The following is a 21,262-nucleotide window of genomic DNA, read 5'->3' as shown; positions in this document are numbered from 1 at the left end:
AGCGATTCTATGGGGTGGGCGCTGAACGGGGCGCGCTTATCTCGTCTACAGCCTCAGGACGCCTTGAGCAGGTGTCTCCTGCCCAGATCAGCACCACGCCCCCATAGGTATTGCTCGCGGTGACAGTGACTCCGCAGGGAGAACCGGCGGATGGCCGCCTGACCTATTCCGATGATTACAATGCCGCCGACGGCCCCGGTTATCACAACGATGCCTGGTACAGTGGCGCGCGCAGCAGCAAGGCCGGCCAGTGCCTGTGGTCGGAGGCCTATCAGGATGCGGTGACTGGCGTGCCGATGATCACCTGTAGCATGCCTTACCAGGTTGAGGGACGCTTTGCCGGGGTCGCCACCCTGGACTTGCTGCTGGACGATTGGGTGCGCTTTCTCACCGAGCAGGGCAAGGTCACCGATGGCTACGCCTTCGCCCTCGATCAGGTCGGCAACGTGCTGCATTTTCCGGGTATAACCGGGGCTAAGGGCAGCAGCATGCTCCAGCGCATCGCCGAGGAAACCGACCCTCTACAAACCGAAGCCGCGCAACTGGGTGCCCTGAGCAGCACCCTGGCCGGGTGCGCCGAACAGCCGCGTCAGGAGAACAGCCAATTGGCGGCGGCGATTACCGAGATGTCGTCACGCTTGACTGGGTTGAGTCGCGGCTAGCCGTTTAGCCGCTGCAACTCACGGCGCACCATCTGTGCGTAGGCGGCGGGTTTGAGGGCATAGAGTTCCGCCGCTACCCAACTCAGCCAGCGTGCGCCGAGTTCAACCCTGGCGGCGAGCAGGCGCAGGGCTTCGGCTTCGGCGCGGGCCTGGTTGGCCTGGTGGAATTCGGCACGCGACGGTTTACTGGTTTTATCGTTGGCTGGGTTCATGGGGGTGCGGTTGTAGTCGATTCTGGGGGATCTACAGAGACTGTGGCCTGGTCGGGTTCGTGGGTGATCTGCACGTAGGGCGGACAAGCCTGCGGCATGTCCGCCCTACGCGAGTGGCTCTACACCGGCTCGGCGACAGCCTCGTTTCTATCCATGGCCACCTGGCGAATCGACAGGCGCAGCTCCGCCGGCAGCACGCGCTTGGCGGCGCCCTCGGCCAGTTCGTTGAGCAGCGGATGATGGCTGAGTTTGCCGGCTTCATCCTGACGCAGCACGCCCTGGTCGAGCAGGCTCTGGATAAAGTGGCGGAACAGGCTCTTGTCGAAGAACTCCGGGGCGTTAAGGCCATGCAGGATCGACAGGCGCTGGGCCATCACGGTGCACAGGTCTTCCAGCTCTTCGGCGCTGATGGCGTTCTGCCCGGCGTTGAGCAGCAGGGCGGTGGCCATATAGAAGCGTTGCAGGGTTTGCACGATGGCGCGGGCCAGCAGGGTCAGCAGGACGAATTCGCGCGAGCTGGGCGCCGGGCGCACATACATGTCGCCATCAAGCGTGAGCAGGCCCTGCTCGACAAAGGCCGCCAGCCATTGATCGACCACGTCATCCAGCTCGTCGAGGCTCCAGCGGATAAACAGCTCGGACTGCAGGTAGGGGTAGAGCGCGCGGGTGTAGCGCAGGAGCTGCTCGCGGCTCATTCGTGAACTGCTCTGGAAGAAGCTCGCCAGCAGCGCCGGCAGGGCGAAGATGTGCAGCACGTTGTTGCGGTAATAAGTCATCAGAACGGCGTTGTGCTCGTCCAGATAGAGAATCTTGCCGAGCGCGTCCTTCTGTTCGGCGAGCAGGTCCATCTTCTGCACGTATTCGATCAGCGCCTGGCCGTTGCCATCCGGCAGGGTGGTGTGCGGCGAGTAGGGCACGCTGCGCAGCAGGGCCAGGTAGAGGTCGAGCACCCGCGCCAGGGCGCGGTCATCCAGGGCCAGCTTGCTGGTGGAGAGCAGCGCCAGGGCCACCAGGTTGACCGGGTTGATCGCCGCCGCCTCGTTGAGGTGCTGGGCCACGCGTTCGCCAAGGTTGTGGGTGGCTGCATTGAGCCAGGCCGGGCGGAACTGCGTGCCGTAATCCTGCTCGCGCCAGTCGGGCTGCTCGCTATCGAGAAATTCCGCCAGTTTGATCGGCTCGCCAAAATTGACCCAGACATGGCCAAAGCGCTGCTTGAGCGCGCCGATGACCTTGAAGATGTCGAAGATCGACTCCTTCTTCTTGCTCGCGCCGCGCAGCTCGCCCAAATAAGTGCGGCCTTCCAGCACCCGCTCGTAGCCGATATACACCGGTACGAACACCACCGGCAGGCGGTTGCTGCGCAAAAAGCTGCGCATGGTGATGGCCAGCATGCCGGTTTTCGGCTGCAGCATGCGCCCGGTGCGCGAGCGCCCGCCTTCGACGAAGTACTCGACCGGGAAGCCCTTGCTGAACAGGGTATGCAGGTATTCGTTGAACACGGCGGTATAGAGCGGGTTGCCCTTGAAGGTACGGCGCATAAAGAACGCGCCGCCGCGGCGTAGTAAGCCGCCGATCAGCGGCATATTCAGGTTGATCCCGGCGGCGATATGCGGCGGGGTCAGGCCGTTGCGAAACAGCAGGTAGGACAGCAGCAGGTAGTCGATATGGCTGCGGTGGCAGGGCACATAGATCACCTCATGGCCCTGGGCGACTTCCTGCACGCCCTCGATATGGTTGACCTTGATGCCGTCGTAGATCTTGTTCCAGAACCAGCTCAGCACCAGTTCGAGGAAGCGAATCGCGGTGTAGGTGTAGTCCGAGGCGATCTCGTTGCCATAGCGCAGGGCCTGGCTTTCGGCCTTCTCCAGGCTGATATTGTCGCGCTCGGCTTGCTCGATGATCGCTTGGCGCACCTGCGGGCCGTGGATCAGGCCTTTGACCAGATTGCGTCGGTGCGACACGTCCGGGCCGATCACGGCGGCCTTCTGGTTGCGAAAGTGCACCCGCAGGATGCGCTGGACCATGCGCAGGGTGCGCTCGTGGCCTTTGTCCTGCTCGACCAGCTCGCGCAGATGAATCGGTGTGGAGAACTGCACGCGGGTCTTGCGGCCCAGGATCAGGATGCTCACCAGCCGGCGCAGACGCCCGGTCACCGCCCAGCTGTCGGCGAACAACAGTTTCCATGGGCTGGTTTCACGGTCCGGCGACTGGCCCCAGAACACGCTGACCGGAATGATCTGCGCATCGTCCACCGCATGTTGGCTCAGCGCGCTGACCAGGCGTTGCAGGGTCGGCGAGATGCCGCGTTTGTCCTGCCTGCCGAGCCAATCGGGCTCAGGCGTCAGGTAAAAGAAGGCCGCGGGCTCCAGCAGCTCACCCACCGCCACCGGCATAATCGGACGCGGCAGGCCGGCCTTGCGGCACTCGCTATCGACCACCGCCAGATCGCTCAGCGACGGCTGCTGCAGCACGTAAAACACCGGTTTGCTGCGGTCGAGCTTGAGGGTAAAGGCCGATTGGTTGATGGTTTCCGAGCGCACCCAGAGGTACAGCACGCGGCGCAGGGTGCCAAAAACGAGACGGCGGAGCGGGGATCGGGTCATACGGAGTCTGCAGGCTTGAAAACGAGCATTTGCTCGGGGGGCGTAGTGTGACGGATCGACCGCTCGGCAGCAAAATCTTGTAAGAAATGCGTTAGCCGGTAACCCGGCCAATCGGTTCTGATGACAGCGGGCCGGCCGGATAAATTTAGGCGATGCTGTAACGCTTCGTTGCGGGGCCCGTCTATTAGTCCGAGGTAGCCAATAGGCTGCCAATCTTGAAATGCCATTTGGAGCGTTGCCATGAACCACCTGAACACTGTTGTTGCATCCCTGGGCGCGGTACTGCTGAGCAGCGCAGCCTTCACCGTACAGGCCGCCAGCAACCCTTTCGCGGCGCAGGAGCTAAGCAGCGGTTATAGCCTGGCGGCGGGCGAGAAATCTGCCGAAGGCAGCTGTGGTGAAGGCAAGTGTGGCGGCGAGATGAACAAAGCCGAAGGTGAAGGCAAGTGCGGTGGCGAAGCCAAGGCTGAAGGCGAGGGCAAATGCGGTGAAGGCAAGTGCGGCGCCGAGAACAAAGCCGAGTAATTGCTGAGTGCAGGGGCAGAGCATGCAGATGGAGTTCGTTACCGGTGCCGGGCTAGGCCTGCGTCGCGGTCTGCTCGGCGCGCTGCAGGACTGCAGCACAGGCGCGGTGGATTTCCTCGAAGTGGCGCCGGAGAACTGGATCGGTGTCGGCGGGCGTTTGGGTAAGCAGTTGCGTGCCCTGAGTGAGCGCTTGCCGCTGCTCTGCCATGGTCTGTCCCTCAACCTCGGTGGTTTTGCCCCGCTGGATATCGAGCTGCTCAAGGCCATCAAGGGCTTTCTCGATCTGCATGGCGTGCGCGGTTACAGCGAACACCTGTCGGCCTGTGCCGATCACGGCCAGCTGTATGACCTGATGCCGCTGCCGTTTTCCGAAGAATCGCTGCTGCGTATCGCCGAGCGCGTGCGCATCGTGCAGGACGTGCTGGATCGTCCGCTGATTATCGAGAATGTCTCGGCCTATGCGCAGTTGCCAGGCGAGCTGGATGAGGCGGCGTTTGTCTGCGCGGTGCTGGAGCGCGCCGACTGCCAGTTGTTGCTGGACGTGAATAACGTCTTCGTCAACAGCTGTAATTTCAACTTTGATGCGGCCGCCTATATCGCCGCCATGCCCAGTGCGCGCATCGCTTATCTGCATGTGGCCGGGCATTACGACCAGGCCAGTGATCTGAAGATCGACAGCCACGGTGCGCCCGTGATCGACCCGGTCTGGGCTTTGCTTGCGCAGGCCTATGCCGTGCATGGCGTGCGCCCGACCTTGCTGGAGCGCGATTTCAACTTCCCGCCGATTGCCGAGCTGGTTGCCGAGGTGGCGCAGATTCGTCAGCTGCAAGCGGCTGCGGCTGCGCTTATTAGAGGCTACGGCACATGAGTGGCGTTGAGGCGCAACGCGCCTTTGCCGCGCGTATCCGCCAACCGGCGCAGCAGCCGCTGCTCGACGGCATCAGCGCCGAACGTATGGCGGTGTATGAAACGCTGTTCTTCAACAATATCGAAGGCTTTGTCAGCGGCGCCTTTCCGGTGCTGCACCGGCTGATTGAGGCCAGTCGCTGGCAGCGCCTGGTGCGCAGTTTTATCGCCGAGCAGCGTTGCGTCAGTCCGTACTTCCTCGAAATCAGCCAGGAGTTTCTTGCCTGGTTGCAGCAGGGCTACGTCGCCGAGGCGGGCGATCCGCCGTTTATCCTGGAACTGGCGCATTACGAATGGGTCGAGCTGGCGCTGGATGTCAGCGAAGCCGAACTGCCTGAGCAGGGCTGGTCGCCATTGGCCTGGCCGCTGGCTTATCAGTGGCCGGTGCAACAGATCGGGGTGGATTACCAGCCAGTCGAGCCACCTGCGACGGCGACCTGCCTGCTGGTCTGGCGCGATGGGCAGGACAAGGTGCGCTTTATGCAAATAAGCCCCTTTGCCTACCAGCTGGCGGCGCGCCTGCAGGCCGGTGAGGCTGCCGAGCCGGCCCTGCTGGCGCTGGCCCAGCAGCATGGCCTGACAGCCGACAGCGCCTATTTCAATAACGCCCAAAACCTGCTGAGTGAGTGGCAAAGCCAGGGCATCTGGCAACCCCCATACGATTAATCACCTGACTCCGGCACCGCCAGAGCCGACCTGTGGAGATGTCCCATGCTGAGTTTTTTCAATCGTCTCCAGGACGCCCTGGATGCTAGTCGTCGCCTGGATTTTCTCGGGCCGTTATTGCTGCGCCTGTATCTGGTGCCGGTGTTCTGGATGGCCGGTATGCACAAACTGGCGGATATCGAGGCTACCGCCGCCTGGTTCGGTAACCCGGATTGGGGCCTGGGATTGCCATTCCCAGAGCTGCTGGCTTGGGCCGCAACGCTCACCGAGGCGGGTGGCGCGCTGCTGCTGTTGTTCGGCCTGGCGGTGCGCTGGATCAGCCTGCCGCTGATCGTCACCATGCTGGTGGCAATTTTCGCCGTGCACCTGCCCTACGGCTGGCAGGCGATTGCCGATGCCAGCGCGCCGTTCGCCAATGAGCGGGTGCTGGAATCGGTGGACAAGCTGGAGCGCGCCCGCGAGCTGCTCAAACAACACGGCAATTACGACTGGCTGACCAGCAGCGGCAAGCTGGTGGTGTTGAACAACGGCATCGAGTTTGCCGCCACCTATCTGGTGATGCTGGTGGCGCTGTTTTTCAGCGGCGCCGGGCGCTGGTTAAGCCTGGATTACTGGCTGAGCAAGGCATTGCGCAAGCAGCCTTGAGCCGAATCTGGCCCGTCGCCGCAAGGGCGCTGGGCCGCTGGCACAGCAGCGGGCTGAAGTGATTTCGCTGCTTATAGGCAAAGGAAGTAAAAAGTTCCGCTGTAATCAAATCTTTATATATCAGCAACCGCGCTGAAATATCCCGCCGCCAAGATTCCCTCCAGCACGAACGAGCCTCCAGCGCTCGGGTGTTTTCAACACTTAAAGTCCATTTAGAGGAATCTTCGATGATCCGTAAGCACAGCTTTCGTGGAGTCATGGCCGGCTTCGCCACCAGCGCTCTGGCCCTGGCCGTTTCCGCCCAGGCTTTCGCTGGCACCGTCACCACTGACGGCGCCGACATCGTGGTCAAGACCAAGGGCGGCCTGGAAGTTGGGACAACCGACAAGGCCTTCTCCTTCAAAATTGGCGGCCGTCTGCAGGTAGATGCCGATAGCTTTGATGGTTTCTATACCGCAAACGGTAATCGGGCGGACGAAACCTACCTGCGCCGTGCTCGCCTGGAAATCTCCGGTGTTGCTTATCAAGATTGGGAATACACCTTCAATCGTAACTTCGGCGACAGCGGCAGCGATGATGATTGGGATGAAGCATCCATCTCCTACACCGGCTTCAAGCCTGTAACGCTGACCATTGGCCGGATGGATCCGACTTTCGGTCTAGAAGAGGCTGTCAGCTCTAAGTGGATCACGGCCATCGAGCGCTCGGCCATCTATGACCTTGCGTCCTGGGTCAACGACCATATGAATGGTGAAGGCGTGCGTTTGCGCACAACCCTGGGTGACGTATTCCACGGGGAAATCGGTGCCTACCGTCAGAACCTCGGTGATGACAACGAGTTCTTCCAAAACGAAGACGGCGAGAACAACCATGCTTTCGTTATGCGCGGTGTGTTTGCACCGATCGTCGAAGCGGATCAGGTGCTTCACTTCGGCCTCAACTACGCCACGCGTGACGTAGAAGAAGGTTACCGCGAGCGCATTCGTTCACGTCTGTCCGTACGCGGCACTACCGAAGACAGTGTAAACGGTAATCGCGGCACCTACGGGGATGCCTTCTTGGACGGCGATGACAGTGCCTATGGCCTGGAAGCCGCGTACATGATGGGCCCATTCTCCGTTCAGGGTGAGTACCTGAGCCGCACTGCAGACGGTTCCGAGGCGCTCAACGGTAACGACAAGGACCTCGAAGCGTCCGGCTACAACGTCCAGCTGGCCTACACCCTGACGGGCGAGTCGCGCGGTTACAAGATCGATGGCGGCAAGTTTGACAAGATCAAGCCAAACGATAAGCAGCTGGGTGCTTGGGAGGTCTTCTACCGCTACGACAATATCACCGTCGATGAAACCCCTCGGCTGCCTGCCGGTGCGCTGGCTGGGCTGACCGTGGACAGCATTGAGGCCGGTGCCAAGGTGCATACCCTGGGCGTGAACTGGTATGTCAACGAAGCCGTCAAGATTTCTGCCAACTACCTGAAAGCCAGTGCCGATGATATTGCCAACGCCAATGGCGATGATGACGGCGATGCCATCAGCCTCCGCGCGCAGTACGTGTTCTAAGGCAATAGCGTTTAACCGCTGCTCCTATCTTTGAGCCCCGCCCGGTGCGGGGCTTTTTTTCGTCTGCGCTTTTGTGTCAGGAAGCATCTGCTGGGCATCTGCGCTCAGCCCTCACTGAGGGCATGTTGAGCGTTACAAGCGGACGGAGGATTGCCGGCCGTCCGGGCCGGGGGCAGGTGAGTCGCCCCAGGGTTTTAACGGCCCGTCAGTAAAACCATGGCAGCGCCAAGGCAAGCGGCTATATATAGTGCAGCCTTGCCTGCCTTACCGAGCCGTCGATGTTGCTGAACCAACTGAACTCCATCCATGAAATTGCCGCCAGTCAGTGGGATGCCCTGTTGACGGATGCGCAGCCGTTCTTGCGCCACGCTTTTCTCTCGGCCCTGGAGGACAGTGGCAGCGTCGGCGGGCGCAGTGGCTGGCAGCCGGCTCACGCCGCGTTGCGGGGCGCGCAGGGCCAACTGCTGGCGGCCATGCCGGGCTATGTAAAAAGCCATTCCTATGGCGAGTACGTGTTCGACCATGGCTGGGCGGATGCCTGCCACCGCGCCGGCATCGACTATTACCCCAAGCTGCTCGGTGCGATTCCCTTCTCGCCGGTAACGGGTCAGCGTCTGCTGGGTGACCCGCTGGCGGCCGGGCAGTTACTCGATGAGCTAAGCGCCGGCCTGGAACAGCAGGGGCTGTCGAGCCTGCATATCAACTTCACCCGCGAGGCCGAAAATGCCCTGCTGCAGGGCCGTGACGGCTGGTTGCAGCGCCTGGGCTGTCAGTTTCATTGGCGCAACCGTGGCTATCGGGACTTTCAGGACTTTCTCGACGCGCTCAGTTCGCGCAAGCGCAAGCAGATGCGTAAGGAGCGCGAACAGGTGGCGGGGCAGGGCATCGCGTTTGATTGGCGTGAGGGCCATCAGCTTAGCGAGCTGGAGTGGGATTTCGTCTACCTGTGTTACGCCAACACCTACCGGGTGCGCGGCCAGTCACCCTACCTGACGCGCACCTTCTTCAGCCTGCTGGCCGAACGCATGCCGGCGATGATCCGCGTGGTGCTCGCCCATCAAGCCGGCAGGCCGGTGGCCATGGCCTTTAGCCTGGTCGGCGGCGACAGCCTGTACGGGCGCTACTGGGGGTGTCTGGCGGAGTTCGACCGGCTGCACTTCGAGACCTGTTTCTATCAGGGCATGGACCATGCCATCGCCGCTGGACTGCAACGTTTCGACGCCGGCGCCCAAGGCGAGCACAAGCTGATTCGCGGCTTCGAACCGGTGATTACCCACTCCTGGCACTACCTCTGCCACCCCGGCTTGCGTGGCGCGGTGGCGAACTTCCTCGCCGAAGAACAGCACGGCGTACGCGGCTATGCCGAACAGGCCCGCGAGCTGCTGCCGTACCGCCAGTAGCGCGGCCATTCGCGCAGTTTCGTAGGGCGACAACTACGCTCAGAGCATATTCGCTGCTGCGCGAGGTGTGTTGTGAGTGCATTTGCCCTGGTCGATAAGTTCTGGCTGCTGCCGGGCGTGGCGGTCAATCTGACTCTGTTTCTGAATATGCTCGGCGCGCTGCTGCTCGGCCTGCTGGTCGGTTATGAGCGCTCCTACCATGGCCGGGCGGCGGGCATGCGCACCTATGGCATGGTCTGCATGGCCTCCTGCGCACTGACGGTGTTGTGCGTGTACCCGCAGTACTGGCTGGGTGATCACTCATTGGCTAGCGTCGACCCGACACGGGTGATTCAGGGCGTGGTGACCGGCATCGGTTTTCTTGGCGCCGGGCTGATCATGAAGGACGGCATGAGCATCAGCGGCCTGACCACGGCGGCGTCGATCTGGGCCTCTTCGGCGATTGGCGTGCTGGTGGGCGTCGGCTTCTATGGCGCGGCGGTGCTGCTCAGCCTGATTTCCGCCGGCTTGATGATGTGGGGTGCCAAGCTCGAGGCGCGCCTGCCATCGTGCCCAGCGATTGCCATAGTGCTGCGCTTTGCCCCCGGTTTTGTCCGCCCGCATGAGGCGCGTTTGCGTGAGATCGCCCGCGAGCGCGGCTACGTGATTGCCGGCGGCTCGTTCAGTGTGAGTTTCGAGCAGGGCCAGCTGGAGTGGCGCTTTGTTGCGGTGGCGGTGGACGGGCAGAAGAGTGCGCGGCTCAGCGATATGGCCGATGAGCTGGCGCAGCTGGAAGGGGTGGCGAAGTTTCACCTGGCCCATGCGCGCAACTGATGGCTGGGCAGCAGGCTGCCCAGCCAGTTGAGCAGGGTTACAGACGCTTGGCGGCAGTGATCAGCACCGGCTCGCGCGGCACATTCTGATGGCCACCACGGTTGGCGGTCGGTACCTGGGCGATCTTGTCGACCACCTCCATGCCCTTGACCACCTTGCCGAACACGGCGTAGCCGAAATCACGCGAGCCGTGATCGAGGAAGGCGTTGTCCTTGTGGTTGATAAAGAACTGGCTGGTGGCGGAGTCGCGTACCTGGGTACGGGCCATGGCCAGGGTGCCGCGCACGTTGTGCAGGCCGTTGTCGGCTTCGTTCTTGATCGGTGCCTGGGTATCTTTTTGCTGCATGTCGGCATCGAAGCCGCCGCCTTGCACCATAAAGCCCGGAATCACCCGGTGGAACTGGGTGCCGGCGTAGTAGCCGCTATCGACGTAGGCAAGGAAGTTGGCGGTGCTGACCGGCGCCTTCTCGGCATCCAGTTCGATCTCGATGTCACCGAGGCTGGTGGTCAGCAGCACTTTCGGGTTTTCGGCGGCCAGCAGGCTGCCGGCAAACAGGATGGAGCAGGCGGCGAGGGTAAGGGTCTTGAACATGCGGGGTAGTCCTTATTGTGGCGTGGCAGTGGGGGCGGCCTGTTCGACTTCGGCAAGGAAGGCCAGCAGGCTGCTGTTGAAGTGTGCGGGTTGGTCCAGCGGTGTGGCGTGACGCGAATCTTCGATCACCAGCAGGCGCGCATTGGGCATTTCATCAACATAGGCCTGCTTCTGCGCCACCGGGGTGTAATCGCGGTCGGCGGTGACCACCAGGGTCGGACAGCTGATCCGCGCCAGGCGTTCCCGCACGCCCCAACCGATAATCGCATCCAGGCTGGCCAGGTACGCACGCTTGTCGTTCTGCGGCCAGCGCGTCAGGATTTTCTGCCGCAGCTCTTCCTGCTCTGGTTTGGGGAACAGCAAGCGGCCGAGGCCCTTGGCAATGCTATCGAGGCTGAGCAGGCGCGACAGGCTCCAGCGTTTGCCAATCTCGAGATAGTCGCGCGGGCTTTTCGCCTTCACTTCCGGGCCGCTGTTGACGATACACAGGCTTTTGAGCAGTTCGGGGCGATCCACACCCAGCTGAAAGCCGATCATGCCGCCCATGGAAATGCCGACCAGATGCACCTGTGGCAGTTGCAGATGCTCGATCAACGCCGCCACATCCTCGGCAAAACCCTGAATGCTATAGCGCTCGCGGGGTTTGTCCGAGCGGCCGTGGCCACGCACATCGAGGGCGATCACCCGGTAGTGGGCGGCCAGTTCGGGAATCTGGTATTCCCAGTCGCGGGTGCTCGAGCCCAGGCCATGCACCAGCAGCACCGGCGCGCCGTGGCCGTAGTCTTCGTAATGCAGCTGACAGCCATCGTTGTCGAAATAAGACATCTATATATTCCTCTCAAGCCGAGGGCAGGGGCGCAGCAAAGGCTGCATTTAAAGGGGCGGCATCGAAGCGCTGGATCAGCTCGACGAGAATCTGTGTGGCCGGGCCCAGGGGCTTGTCCTTGTTCGAGTACAGGTAAAACAGCGGATTGCGGCTGCCGCCCTGATCCAGCGGCAGGGCTTTGAGTAGGCCGTCCTTGAGCTCGCGCTCGATCAGGTGGCGCGGCAACCAGGCAAAGCCCAGGCCGTGGCTGACAAAGGTGGCGGCGGTGGCCAGGCTGCCGACCGTCCAGCGCTGCTCTGCGCCGAGCCAGCCGACATCGCGCGGCTGCTGGCGGCCGGAGTCACGAATCACCACCTGCATCTGGGTTTCCAGATCCTGAAAGGTCACCACCCGCTGCAGGCGCTGCAGTGGGTGTTCGGGGTGTGCCACGGCGACAAATTCCACGGTGCTCATTTCCGCGCCAAGAAAGCCGGGAATATTCAGCGCGCTGATGGCCAGGTCGGCGCTGCCGTCCTTGAGCACTTCCTCCACCCCGGACAGCACTTCCTCACGCAGGCGCACGCGGCAGCCGCGGCTTTGCGGCATAAACGCGGTGAGCGCGCGCACCAGACGGGCGTTGGGGTAGGCGGCATCGACCACCAGGCGCACTTCGGCTTCCCAACCCTGTTCCATATGGTGCGCCAGGTCTTCCAGCTGGCTGGCCTGTTTGACCAATTGCCGCGAGCGGCGCAGCAGCACGTCACCCGCTTCGGTGAGTACCGCCTTGCGCCCGTCGATACGCAGCAGCGGCACGCCCAGCTGCTCCTGCATCCGCGCCACGGTGTAGCTGACCGAGGATTGCGAACGGTGCAGCACCTCGGCGGCCTGGGCAAAGCCGCCGTGATCGACCACCGCCTGCAGGGTGCGCCATTGGTCGAGGGTGACGCGGGGTGCTTTCATATTCAGTTCCTGTGCTCGCTCAAGTTCCGGGGTGCAAATGCCGACGTAATCAACCTAAACTGGCCGTCTTTTGCCGGAGACTGCCCTGATGAAAAAGTTCTGTTGTGCGCTGCTGGCCTGCTTGCCGCTGACGGTGCTGGCCTACCCAATCGAGGTGGAGAAACAGCTCAATGGCGCTGAAGTCTCGGCCACTCCTCAAGAAATCGACCACAACATGGGCGCCATACAGCTGTACAACTATGGCCGCAGCGACGCCCACTGCACGGCGATATTCCGCAACGGCCCGGAAGCGCCGCGCACCCGCAAAATCAGTCTGCCCGCCGGGGAAAGCAGCAACCTGGCGGTGAAGTTCAGCCGCAGCATTATCAGGTTACGGGTCAAGCTGACCTGTGAGCTGTCGTAGTTACCCAACAGCCCAGAGACTAAGCGCGGGCTGGCTATAAATCAAATTATTAGATTGTTTGGCGCAGATATTTGCGCTTTTTAATCGGAATGTGCGCTTCTATTCTTTGCCCATCGACGTTCAACAACCCTTCGGTGGAGCAAATAACATGGCAAACGTTCTGGTAATTGAAAGCAGCGCCCGTCAGCAAGGTTCGGTTTCGCGTCAGCTGACGGCGCAATTTATCGCCAACTGGTCGGCCGCCAATCCGGCAGATCAGATCAAGGTGCGTGACCTTGCGGTTGATCAGGTGCCGCACCTGGACGCCAACCTGCTGGGCGGCTGGATGACCCCGGCCGAGCAGCAGAGTGAGGCCGAGCAGGCGGCGCTGGCGCTGTCCAACCTGCTGACCGACGAGCTGCTGGCCGCCGATGTGCTGGTGCTGGCGGCGCCGATGTACAACTTCGCCATTCCCAGCACCCTGAAGGCCTGGCTCGACCATGTGCTGCGCGCCGGGGTCACCTTCAAATACACCGAAACCGGCCCGCAAGGCCTGCTCAGCGGCAAGCGCGCCTTTGTCCTGACCGCCCGTGGCGGCATCTACGCCGGCGGCACTCAGGATCATCAGGAACCCTACCTGCGTCAGGCGCTGGCCTTTGTTGGCATCCACGATGTCAGCTTTATCCACGCCGAAGGCCTCAACCTGGGCGGCGAGTTTATGGAAAAGGGCCTGAGCCAGGCCAAGGCGCAATTGGCCCAGGCCATCTGACTTTCTCGCTGCATCCTGCTCTCCTGGCGTCCGCTGCTCCTGGACGTCTCTGCCCGCGCTGTTGATCCAGTGCGGGCTTTTTTATGTTCTGCATTTTTGCGCTGTACGGCTGTTTAAGTGCCTAGCTGTGTCGCTTTGTGGCTGTGGTCTTAACTACAAGCCAGGCAAGATATCTGGGGCTGATTGAGCAGGGTGGTGTGATGCAACTGTCTGGGCGCGGTGTGGCGCTGTCGATTATCGCTTCGGTGCTGTTTGCCGTGGTGCCGGGCTATGTGCGGCTGCTGGCGCCACTGGATGGTTTGCAGGTGTTTGCCCAGCGGGTGCTCTGGTCGATACCGGCGGTGTTACTGCTGATCACCCTGTCGCGGCAATGGCCGGTGCTGCTCGCCGCCTGCGACCGTGTGCGGCGCGAGCCGTGGCTGCTCGCCAGTCTGCCACTGGCGGCGCTGCTGATGGGGATTCAGTGGGCGCTGTTTGTCTGGGCGCCGCTGGCCGGGCGCATGCTGGAAGTTTCGCTGGGTTATTTCCTCTTGCCGCTGGCCATGGTGCTGGCCGGGCGGGTGTTCTATGGCGAGCGCTTGCGGCCGTTGCAGCGCCTGGCGGTGTTCTGCGCCTTGCTGGGCGTGGCCCATGAGCTGTGGCTGACCCAGGCGTTCTCCTGGGTGGTGATGGTCACGGTGCTGGGCTACCCGCCGTATTTTATGCTGCGCCGCTGGATGCGCCTGGATGCCTTGTCCGGCTTTGCCCTCGAGATGCTGTTTATGGCGCCGGTGGCGATCTGGCTGGTGCTGCAGTGGAGCCCGCCGCAGCTGTTTACCCAGGCGCCGCAGCTGTGGTGGTTACTGCCGGGGCTGGCGCTGCTTAGCGCCCTGGCGTTTGCCGCGATGATGGCCGCCAGTCGCCTGCTGCCGATGGGGCTGTTCGGCATTCTCAGTTATGTCGAGCCGGTGCTGCTGTTTCTGGTGGCGCTAGTGTTTCTCGGTGAGCAGTTCAACAGTGCGCAATGGCTGACTTATCTGCCGATCTGGCTGGCGGTGCTGCTGGTCGGCTGGGACAGCGCACGGCTGCTGATCAAGCAGGCGCGCCAAGGGGTATAGGCGCCTTCCCCTTGTCTTGTTCGACTTCAGGCGGTTGCCTGAGCGCGCCCGGCCAGCATGCGCAGGATGGCATTGAGCAGCATGCCGTAGAGCGGCACGAACAGCAGCAGACTTACCGCCAGCTTGACCCCGTAATCGACCGTGGCGATTTCCATCCAGTGCTCGGCCATAAACGGGTTGCTGCTGTTCCAGAAGGCCACCGAAAAGAACGCGTAGGTGTCCAGCAGGTTGCCGAAGATGGTCGACACGGTTGGCGCGACCCACCACAACGACAGCTGGCGCAGGCGGTCGAATACCTGGATATCGAGGATCTGCCCCAGTACGTAAGCGAGGAAGCTGGCGATGGAGATGCGCAGCACGAATTCATTGAATTGCAACAGTGCGCCGAAGCCACGGTAGCTGGCTTCCTGAAACAACACCGAGACGATGTAGGAAATCAGCAGCGCCGGCAGCATCACCCGGGCGATCACCCGGCGCGCCGTGCGTTTGCCGAGCAGGCGCACGGTCAGGTCGGTGGCCAGGAAGATAAACGGGAAGCTGAACGCGCCCCAGGTGGTGTGCCAGCTGAACAGGGTGATCGGCAGCTGCACCAGGTAGTTGCTGGCGATGATGATCAGAATATGGAACAGCACCAGCGCGCCGAGCGCCATGCGCCGGCGCTGCGAAGAAATCAGCGGCATAACAGGACCTTTTTGCTGAATGGGGTTAGGGAACCCATGCCATCCGGAATTGAATGGCGGCGCGCATTCTACCGACGTGTTGCGGCGCTTGCGTAGTGGCCTGACCGGATGCGGCGATCCGTGTCGTTCTAGCATCCTGTTGCAGGGCCGCGAGCTAGGCTACAGACGCCGTTGGCCAGGCCGTTCGGGCTTTTAGCCGGCAGAACCGGTAATCTATGCCGCTGTATTGCTGATTTTTTGTCGAGGTATACCCGTGTTTTCCCAATTCGCCCTGCATGAACGCCTGCTCAAAGCCGTGGCCGAGCTTAAATTTGTCGAGCCCACCCCGGTGCAGTTGGCGGCCATACCGCTGGCGCTGCAAGGAAAAGACTTGCGGGTTACCGCGCAAACCGGCAGCGGCAAGACAGCGGCGTTTGTGCTGCCGATGCTCAACCGTCTGCTCGGCGATGGCGCTTCCCAGCCGCGTATGAGCGTGCGCGCGATGATTCTGCTGCCGACCCGCGAGCTGGCCCAGCAGACCCTCAAGGAAGTCGAGCGTTTCGCTCAGTTCACCTTCCTCAAGGGCGGGTTGATCACCGGTGGTGAAGACTTCAAGGTACAGGCCGCCATGCTGCGCAAGGTGGATATTTTGATCGGCACACCGGGCCGCCTGATCGAACACGCCAACGCTGGCAACCTGCTGCTCGATGAAGTCGAGGTGCTGGTGCTCGATGAAGCCGACCGCATGCTCGACATGGGCTTTGCCGAAGACGTGCAACGCCTCGGCGAGCTGTGCAACGCCGACCGCCAGACCCTGCTGTTTTCCGCCACCAGTGGCGGTGCGGCCCTGCGTGAAGTGGTCGGCAAGGTGCTGAAAGAGCCTGAGCACCTGCAGCTCAACCGCGTCAGTCAGCTCAATGAAGGCACGCGTCAGCAGATCATCACCGCTGACCACAACCACCACAAAGAGCGCCTGGTCGAGTGGTTGCTGAAGAACGAGACCTACGACAAGGCGATCATCTTTACCAATACCCGGGTTCAGGCTGATCGCCTGTATGGCAAGTTGGTCGCCCACGACTTCAAGACCTTTGTCTTGCACGGTGAGAAGGATCAGAAGGATCGTAAGCTGGCCATCGACCGCCTCAAACAGGGCGCGGTAAAGATTCTGGTGGCCACCGATGTGGCAGCCCGTGGCCTGGATGTTGACGGCCTGGATCTGGTGATCAACTTCGATATGCCGCGCTCCGGCGACGAATACGTGCACCGCATCGGTCGCACCGGTCGTGCCGGCGCCGAAGGTCTGGCGATTTCGCTGATCTGCCATAACGACTGGGCGCTGATGTCGAGCATCGAACGCTACCTCAAGCAGCGTTTCGAGCGCCGTAATATCAAGGACCTCAAGGGCATCTACCAGGGCCCGAAAAACCTCAAGGCGTCCGGCAAAGCGGTTGGCCCGAAGAAGAAAAAGATTGACCCGAAAACCGGCAAGAAGCTCGCCACGAAAAAGCCGGCCGCCAAGGCGCCGAAGCGCAACACCATCAACCGGCCGAAACCCGATGCGCCGGTATTGGTCAGCCAGGACGGCCTGGCGCCGCTGAAGCGCCGTACGCCAGCGGCCGAGTAACATTGGTCGCGGTACAACGTTAACGATGGCGGGTTGGCTTGATAGCTAACCCGCCATCGTCGTTTCTGGGTTTTCTTCGGCACGATCAGAATCTTGCCGTCACGCTCGCCATGGGCGGCGGCAGCCACGGCCTGCTTGATCTCGCTGACGTCGTAGGTGGCGGCCACGCGGGTGTGCAGTTTGCCGCTGGCGATCAGTTGCACCAGCTCGCCAAACACTTTCATCTGCTCGGCCTGGCTGGCGTTCTGGAACCACTTGGCCAGCCAGAAACCGCGCAGGCTGACGTCGCGAAACACGAAGGAGGCCGGCGACACCTGGCACGGCTGGCGGCTCATCATGCCGTAGTTAACCAGCACGCCGCCCTCGCAGAGGCTGGCGGCCAGGTGATCGGTGGCCTCGCCGCCGACCGCATCGATACCCAGGCGCACGTCGGCACCGCCAGTGGCTGCGCGCACGCGCTTGGCCAGGTCCGGGCCATCGACCAGCACCACGTCACCGCCTTCGGCCTCGACGCCCGCCACAGCCGACTCGCGGCGCACCACGTTGATGGTCTTGAAGCCGCGCAGCTTGGCCAGCTGGATCAGGTAACTGCCGACGCCTGAGTTGGCGGCGTTCTGGATCACCCAGTCACCGGGCTTGAGCTCGACGAACTGGCTGAGCATCAAGGAGGCGGTCGGCGGGTTGACCGTGAGCATCGCCAGTTGCTGCGGGTCGGCTTCCGGCAGGGGAATAAGTTTATTGGCCGGTGCGTTCAAATGGCTGACCCAGGTACCGCAGCCCACCGGCAATAGCACCATCTGGCCGACTTTCAGGTTGCCGACCTCGGCGCCCAGCGCTTCCACGCGGCCGACGCCTTCGTTGCCACCGATGGCTGGCAATGGCGGCAGCATGCCGTACTCGCCGGTGAGGGTCAGCACATCGGACGGGTTGATCGGTGCGGCCAGCACCTTGATGCGCACCTGGCCGGTGCCAGGCTCCGGCAGTTGCAGTGCTACAGCGGCAATCACCTCGTGAGGTTGCGGGCCGCGTTGTTGGTATTCGGCTTTAAGCATGAAGGTTCTCCAGTGACTACGACTGACTCAGGTGGAAGGAGTCTAGCTGGGTGCGCGGCCTGGGCGACTAATTCGGATTAATCGATCTCAGTGATAGGGCAATGCAGAGTCGGGCGATTACCGGCTATGCTGGGCGCTGGTTCAACTCGGTTATGGCCATGAAATGGTTGTGGGTCTGTTGTGTGTTGTTGTGCAGCCTGAGCGTGTCGGCGCAAGCCTTGCGCGTCGGCTTTGGCACGCACAAACCGCCATATATCTTCGAGAATCAAGCCCGCGGCCTGGAGCACGATATCGTGATGACTGCCGCGCAACGCGGCGGCATGGAGCCGGTGGCGTATTACGCACCCATGGAACGCTTGAGCCTGATGCTGAGCAAGGGCCAGCTTGACGTCATTGCCACCACCAATGAGCGCAGTGGTGGCGCTATTTTTTATTCGGATGCCTATATCCGCTACCAGAATGTTGCGGTGGCCTTGCGTTCACGCAACCTGGATATCCAGCGCATCAGTGACCTGGTGGGCTACTCGGTCAATGCCTTTCAACGGGCGCGCTTTCTTTTGGGCAGTGAGTACCAGGCCATGGCCGAAAACAACCCGCGCTACCGCGAGGAAGCCTTCCAGATCGCCCGCAATCGCATGCTCTACAGCGGCCGGGTGGATGTAGTGGTGACGGATATGCGCATCCTGCGTTACTTCAACCGCGAGGTGTACGCCCAGGTCGATGTGAGCCAGCCGCTGGCCCTGTATCCGATTTTTGCGCCAACCGACTACAAGCTGGGTTGCCGCCAGCAGGCTGATTGCGAACGCTTCAATCAGGGCTTGGCGGCGATTCGCGAAAGCGGCGAGTACAGGACCATCGGCCGCCGCTACGCCATGTACTGACTGTCCAGGCACTGACTGTCATTGGGGTGACAGTGGCTCAAGGCGTGGGGGCAATCTCCTCAAGGCTCTCCTGTGCGGCCAGTAGTTTCGCCTGGGTTTCCAGCGGCGCGCTGCTGACGCTGAAATCGACAATCTCAATAGCGCCCTGGCCCTGACCTAGCAGATGGAAGGAGAACGCCTTGCGCGCTTGCGGGTTGTCGAAGGTAAAACTGACCTCGACGGGCTTGTCACGGGTCAGCAGCGGCAGCTGCGGGATCGCCAAGTCGACGTCGCGGTCGTATTCCTTGGTTTTCAATTGCAGCACGGCGCCCTGTTTATCCATGCGCAGGGCGCGGATTTTCAGGGTTACCGTGGTCTGTGTGTCTTTGCCCAGGGTCAGGTACTGCGCGCCCACCAGGTTGTCTGCCCAGTCATCACTGACGCGGGGTTTGAGCTTGATGGGCTGCGGGTTGGCGAACTGGTAGCGCTGCTCGGTCTGGCCGCCGTTACTCAGCGATTGGTCGAGTAGGGCCGCTTGCTGGCTGATCAGGCGCGCCGGTTTGCCGCTGAAACGGCCCAGGTAGCGTGCGCTGTCGGCAATAAAACCCGGGCTGGCGTAGCGCCGGCAGATATTCTGGAAATCGCACTCGGTCAGCGTGCCGTTGCCGTCATGCCGGCGCAGCAGGCCGTTGGTGTAGGAGATGATCTCGCGGCCCGTGGCGTAATCGCGCAGCAATGAGCGCCCGGCGAGATTGGCCGGCACCGGGAAAGCGAAGTAGTCGAGCACCGACGCGGTCAGGTCAACATGGCCATACACGCCTTGCTTGAGCGCCGGCAGCTGCGCCTGCTCGGGTGCCAGCAGCAGGTTGAAACCCCAGGCCGAGGCCAGGCGTACGTTTTCCAGGCCGTGGGATTCATCCGAGGTGACAATCACCAGGGTGTCTTTCATCACCCCCTGTTTTTCCAGGGCGTTGAGGAAGTCGGCAACCGCGTCATCCAGGTAGGCAATCGCCGCCAGCTTGGCGTTGGGGTGGCGGTCGAGGTAGTCCTGCGGGGCCGAGTAGGGCTGGTGGGTGCCTACGGTCAGCAGGGTCAGCATCCAGGGTTGGCGTTTGCTGCGCAGTTGCTTGACGTAACCCAGGGCGCCTTCGAAATAGGCCTTGTCGTCCATGCCCCAGGGGAATTCGAGATAGGGTTTGTTCTTGAACCAGTCGCGGCCGAGGGTCTTGTCGAAACCCATCTGCGGCATGATCTGGTCTTTGGCCATAAAGCGCAGCCCGGCACCTTGCAGAAAATGCGTGCTGAGGCCGCGTTCGCGTAGCTGCGCGGGCAGGCACTGTTCGCTGCGCGCCGGGTTGTTGAGCAGTTCAACGCCCTTCGGGGTGCCCGAGTCGAGTTTGTTGTAATCGCCGCAGAGCATGGCGTAGAGGCCGCGGATGGTCTGGTGGCCATGCAGCACGTAATCGGTGGTGAGCATGCCGCGCTCGGCCCATTGGCTCAGGCGTGGCATGGGGTCTTGCCCGTAGCTGCTGCCGATGGCCTGGCGACTGGCTTGCAGGTAGGCGCCGGTTACGCCTTCGAGGGTGATGATCAACACGTTGCGGGCGCTGCCGGCCTGCTTGAGCAGCGGCGTGCCATGCAGGTCGAGTTGGTTCAAGGCGCTGATATCGGGTGGAGTGCTCGGTTCATCCCCCGCCAGCCAGTCGGCCAGCTGTTGCTGGCCGCTAGTGGTGCTTTCTGCCAGCAGCTTGTGCGGCAGGTTGAATTGCAGCCACTGGTCCGCTTCGCTCGGTTTGAGTTGCTGGCCGGCCGTGTGCACGGCAAACAGTGCCAGCGGTAGCAGCAGCCAGGTGCGTGCAAGCGGCGCGGCGCGGCGCGGCTTCTGCCAGCTGCGCAGGGCCAGATAGAGCGCCACCAGCACGGCCATGGCCAGGGCTAACAGGGGCTGGCTCAAGCCGCTGCCCTGAGTCGAATGGCTGACGAACTGCGCATCACCCAGGTATTGCAGATCGGCCGGTTCCGGCATGCGGCCCACGGCATTGACCAGTTCGGCGGTGCTCAGGGTAAAGATGCACCAGACCAGCAGCAGGGCAATGCTCAGCAGCCAGGAGCGTTGGTGCAAAAGCACCACCAGCAAGCTGCCGATTGCCAGGTCAGACAGATAGCCATAGGCGTGCGACCAGCCTAGCGTGTAGCGGCTGAGCAACGGCAGGACGAGTAATAACAAACCGAGGGTAAGCAGGGTGCTGGAAGGGTGTCGCAGCCAATTGCAGGTAACGCGCACGGGTACTCCTGGGGCGATTGCCATCGTTAAGCAGTGGCAATGCCAAAACAGCCGCAAGATGCGGGCTGACATGATTCTGAAACAAGGTTGTGCTAAGCGCCAGAGGGCAGGGTGCAAAAGGGCAAAACAACTGATGTCGGGATAAGAACGGACGCGGGGGAGTGGGAGGGGTTATGCACTGGCCAGC

At 62.0% G+C, this 21,262-nt stretch carries 19 protein-coding genes and 2 pseudogenes; 13 read left to right on the top strand and 8 right to left on the bottom strand.

Annotated features, from left to right (window positions below):
* Positions 1-119 precede the first annotated feature (119 nt).
* Complete coding sequence (locus WA145_RS11670) at positions 120-662, top strand: PDC sensor domain-containing protein (RefSeq protein WP_422581732.1); 543 nt, start codon at positions 120-122, stop codon at positions 660-662.
* On the opposite strand, the gene WA145_RS11665 is transcribed toward WA145_RS11670, so the two are convergent.
* Together WA145_RS11665 and plsB are read right to left on the bottom strand one after the other, a co-directional pair.
* Complete coding sequence (locus WA145_RS11665; protein WP_422581731.1) at positions 659-874, bottom strand: hypothetical protein; 216 nt, start codon at positions 872-874, stop codon at positions 659-661. The two genes, WA145_RS11670 and WA145_RS11665, sit on opposite strands and share 4 nt — an antisense overlap.
* Positions 875-993: 119 nt before the next feature.
* Positions 994-3,477: a glycerol-3-phosphate 1-O-acyltransferase PlsB gene (plsB, locus tag WA145_RS11660; protein WP_422581730.1), complete on the bottom strand. Its 2,484-nt coding sequence runs from the start codon at positions 3,475-3,477 to the stop codon at positions 994-996.
* A 240-nt stretch (positions 3,478-3,717) separates the two neighbouring features.
* Between plsB and WA145_RS11655 the strand changes: the two genes are divergently transcribed.
* The 7 genes from WA145_RS11655 (at position 3,718) to WA145_RS11625 (ending at position 9,991) form a co-directional block, all read left to right on the top strand.
* On the top strand, positions 3,718-4,002 hold the full coding sequence (locus WA145_RS11655) for a hypothetical protein (protein WP_422581729.1): 285 nt from the start codon (positions 3,718-3,720) through the stop codon (positions 4,000-4,002).
* Positions 4,003-4,024: 22 nt separating this feature from the next.
* Positions 4,025-4,870 (top strand): DUF692 domain-containing protein, encoded by an 846-nt coding sequence (locus WA145_RS11650; protein ID WP_422581728.1) that lies wholly within the window; start codon positions 4,025-4,027, stop codon positions 4,868-4,870.
* Positions 4,867-5,574: a DNA-binding domain-containing protein gene (locus WA145_RS11645; protein WP_422581727.1), complete on the top strand. Its 708-nt coding sequence runs from the start codon at positions 4,867-4,869 to the stop codon at positions 5,572-5,574. Before WA145_RS11650 ends, WA145_RS11645 begins: the two co-directional genes overlap by 4 nt.
* Before the next feature lie 45 nt (positions 5,575-5,619).
* Positions 5,620-6,219: a DoxX family protein gene (locus tag WA145_RS11640; protein ID WP_422581726.1), complete on the top strand. Its 600-nt coding sequence runs from the start codon at positions 5,620-5,622 to the stop codon at positions 6,217-6,219.
* 227 nt (positions 6,220-6,446) lie between these two features.
* Positions 6,447-7,778 (top strand): OprO/OprP family phosphate-selective porin, encoded by a 1,332-nt coding sequence (locus WA145_RS11635; RefSeq protein ID WP_422581725.1) that lies wholly within the window; start codon positions 6,447-6,449, stop codon positions 7,776-7,778.
* Between the two features lie 278 nt (positions 7,779-8,056).
* On the top strand, positions 8,057-9,178 hold the full coding sequence (locus WA145_RS11630; protein ID WP_422581724.1) for a GNAT family N-acetyltransferase: 1,122 nt from the start codon (positions 8,057-8,059) through the stop codon (positions 9,176-9,178).
* Positions 9,179-9,250: 72 nt separating this feature from the next.
* Positions 9,251-9,991, top strand: a complete 741-nt coding sequence (locus WA145_RS11625) for an MgtC/SapB family protein (RefSeq protein WP_422581723.1) — start codon at positions 9,251-9,253, stop codon at positions 9,989-9,991.
* Positions 9,992-10,028: 37 nt separating this feature from the next.
* Here WA145_RS11625 and WA145_RS11620 read toward each other — a convergent pair whose 3' ends face one another.
* From WA145_RS11620 to WA145_RS11610, 3 genes are read right to left on the bottom strand one after another with little or no spacing between them, the layout of a single operon-like run.
* On the bottom strand, positions 10,029-10,583 hold the full coding sequence (locus WA145_RS11620; RefSeq protein WP_422581722.1) for a peptidylprolyl isomerase: 555 nt from the start codon (positions 10,581-10,583) through the stop codon (positions 10,029-10,031).
* A gap of 12 nt (positions 10,584-10,595) precedes the next feature.
* Positions 10,596-11,408, bottom strand: coding sequence for an alpha/beta fold hydrolase (locus tag WA145_RS11615; RefSeq protein WP_422581721.1), 813 nt, complete (start codon positions 11,406-11,408; stop codon positions 10,596-10,598).
* A 13-nt stretch (positions 11,409-11,421) separates the two neighbouring features.
* Positions 11,422-12,348: a LysR family transcriptional regulator gene (locus WA145_RS11610; protein WP_422581720.1), complete on the bottom strand. Its 927-nt coding sequence runs from the start codon at positions 12,346-12,348 to the stop codon at positions 11,422-11,424.
* Positions 12,349-12,433: 85 nt separating this feature from the next.
* Here WA145_RS11610 and WA145_RS11605 point away from each other — a divergent pair.
* From WA145_RS11605 to rarD, 3 genes and pseudogenes are all read left to right on the top strand, one after another.
* Positions 12,434-12,538 (top strand): annotated as a pseudogene (locus WA145_RS11605) (3-phosphoglycerate kinase); the annotation flags it as partial.
* Positions 12,539-12,899: 361 nt separating this feature from the next.
* The gene (locus WA145_RS11600; RefSeq protein ID WP_422581719.1) at positions 12,900-13,499 is read left to right on the top strand and encodes an FMN-dependent NADH-azoreductase; all 600 of its coding nucleotides are present in this window, start codon (positions 12,900-12,902) and stop codon (positions 13,497-13,499) included.
* A 200-nt stretch (positions 13,500-13,699) separates the two neighbouring features.
* Positions 13,700-14,596, top strand: coding sequence for an EamA family transporter RarD (gene rarD / locus WA145_RS11595; protein ID WP_422581718.1), 897 nt, complete (start codon positions 13,700-13,702; stop codon positions 14,594-14,596).
* Positions 14,597-14,622: 26 nt separating this feature from the next.
* Here the strand turns inward: rarD and WA145_RS11590 are convergent, their stop codons facing one another.
* Complete coding sequence (locus WA145_RS11590; protein WP_422581717.1) at positions 14,623-15,276, bottom strand: 7-cyano-7-deazaguanine/7-aminomethyl-7-deazaguanine transporter; 654 nt, start codon at positions 15,274-15,276, stop codon at positions 14,623-14,625.
* A gap of 253 nt (positions 15,277-15,529) precedes the next feature.
* Between WA145_RS11590 and WA145_RS11585 the strand changes: the two genes are divergently transcribed.
* Positions 15,530-16,879: a DEAD/DEAH box helicase gene (locus WA145_RS11585; protein WP_090248488.1), complete on the top strand. Its 1,350-nt coding sequence runs from the start codon at positions 15,530-15,532 to the stop codon at positions 16,877-16,879.
* Between the two features lie 95 nt (positions 16,880-16,974).
* On the opposite strand, the pseudogene WA145_RS11580 reads toward WA145_RS11585, so the two are convergent.
* Positions 16,975-17,931, bottom strand: a pseudogene (locus WA145_RS11580) (zinc-dependent alcohol dehydrogenase family protein); the annotation flags it as partial.
* 158 nt (positions 17,932-18,089) lie between these two features.
* Here WA145_RS11580 and WA145_RS11575 point away from each other — a divergent pair.
* Positions 18,090-18,812, top strand: a complete 723-nt coding sequence (locus WA145_RS11575) for a substrate-binding periplasmic protein (RefSeq protein WP_422581716.1) — start codon at positions 18,090-18,092, stop codon at positions 18,810-18,812.
* Between the two features lie 37 nt (positions 18,813-18,849).
* On the opposite strand, the gene WA145_RS11570 is transcribed toward WA145_RS11575, so the two are convergent.
* Positions 18,850-21,075 carry an LTA synthase family protein gene (locus WA145_RS11570; RefSeq protein WP_422581715.1) on the bottom strand — a complete coding sequence of 742 codons (2,226 nt, stop codon included), beginning with the start codon at positions 21,073-21,075 and terminating at the stop codon, positions 18,850-18,852.
* Positions 21,076-21,262 lie beyond the last annotated feature (187 nt).

Origin of the sequence: Pseudomonas sp., assembly GCF_049301935.1 — a bacterium.
GTDB lineage: Bacteria > Pseudomonadota > Gammaproteobacteria > Pseudomonadales > Pseudomonadaceae > Aquipseudomonas.
The sequence above is the reverse complement of the archived record's forward strand: the minus strand, read 5'-3'. Positions and strand labels throughout refer to the sequence as shown.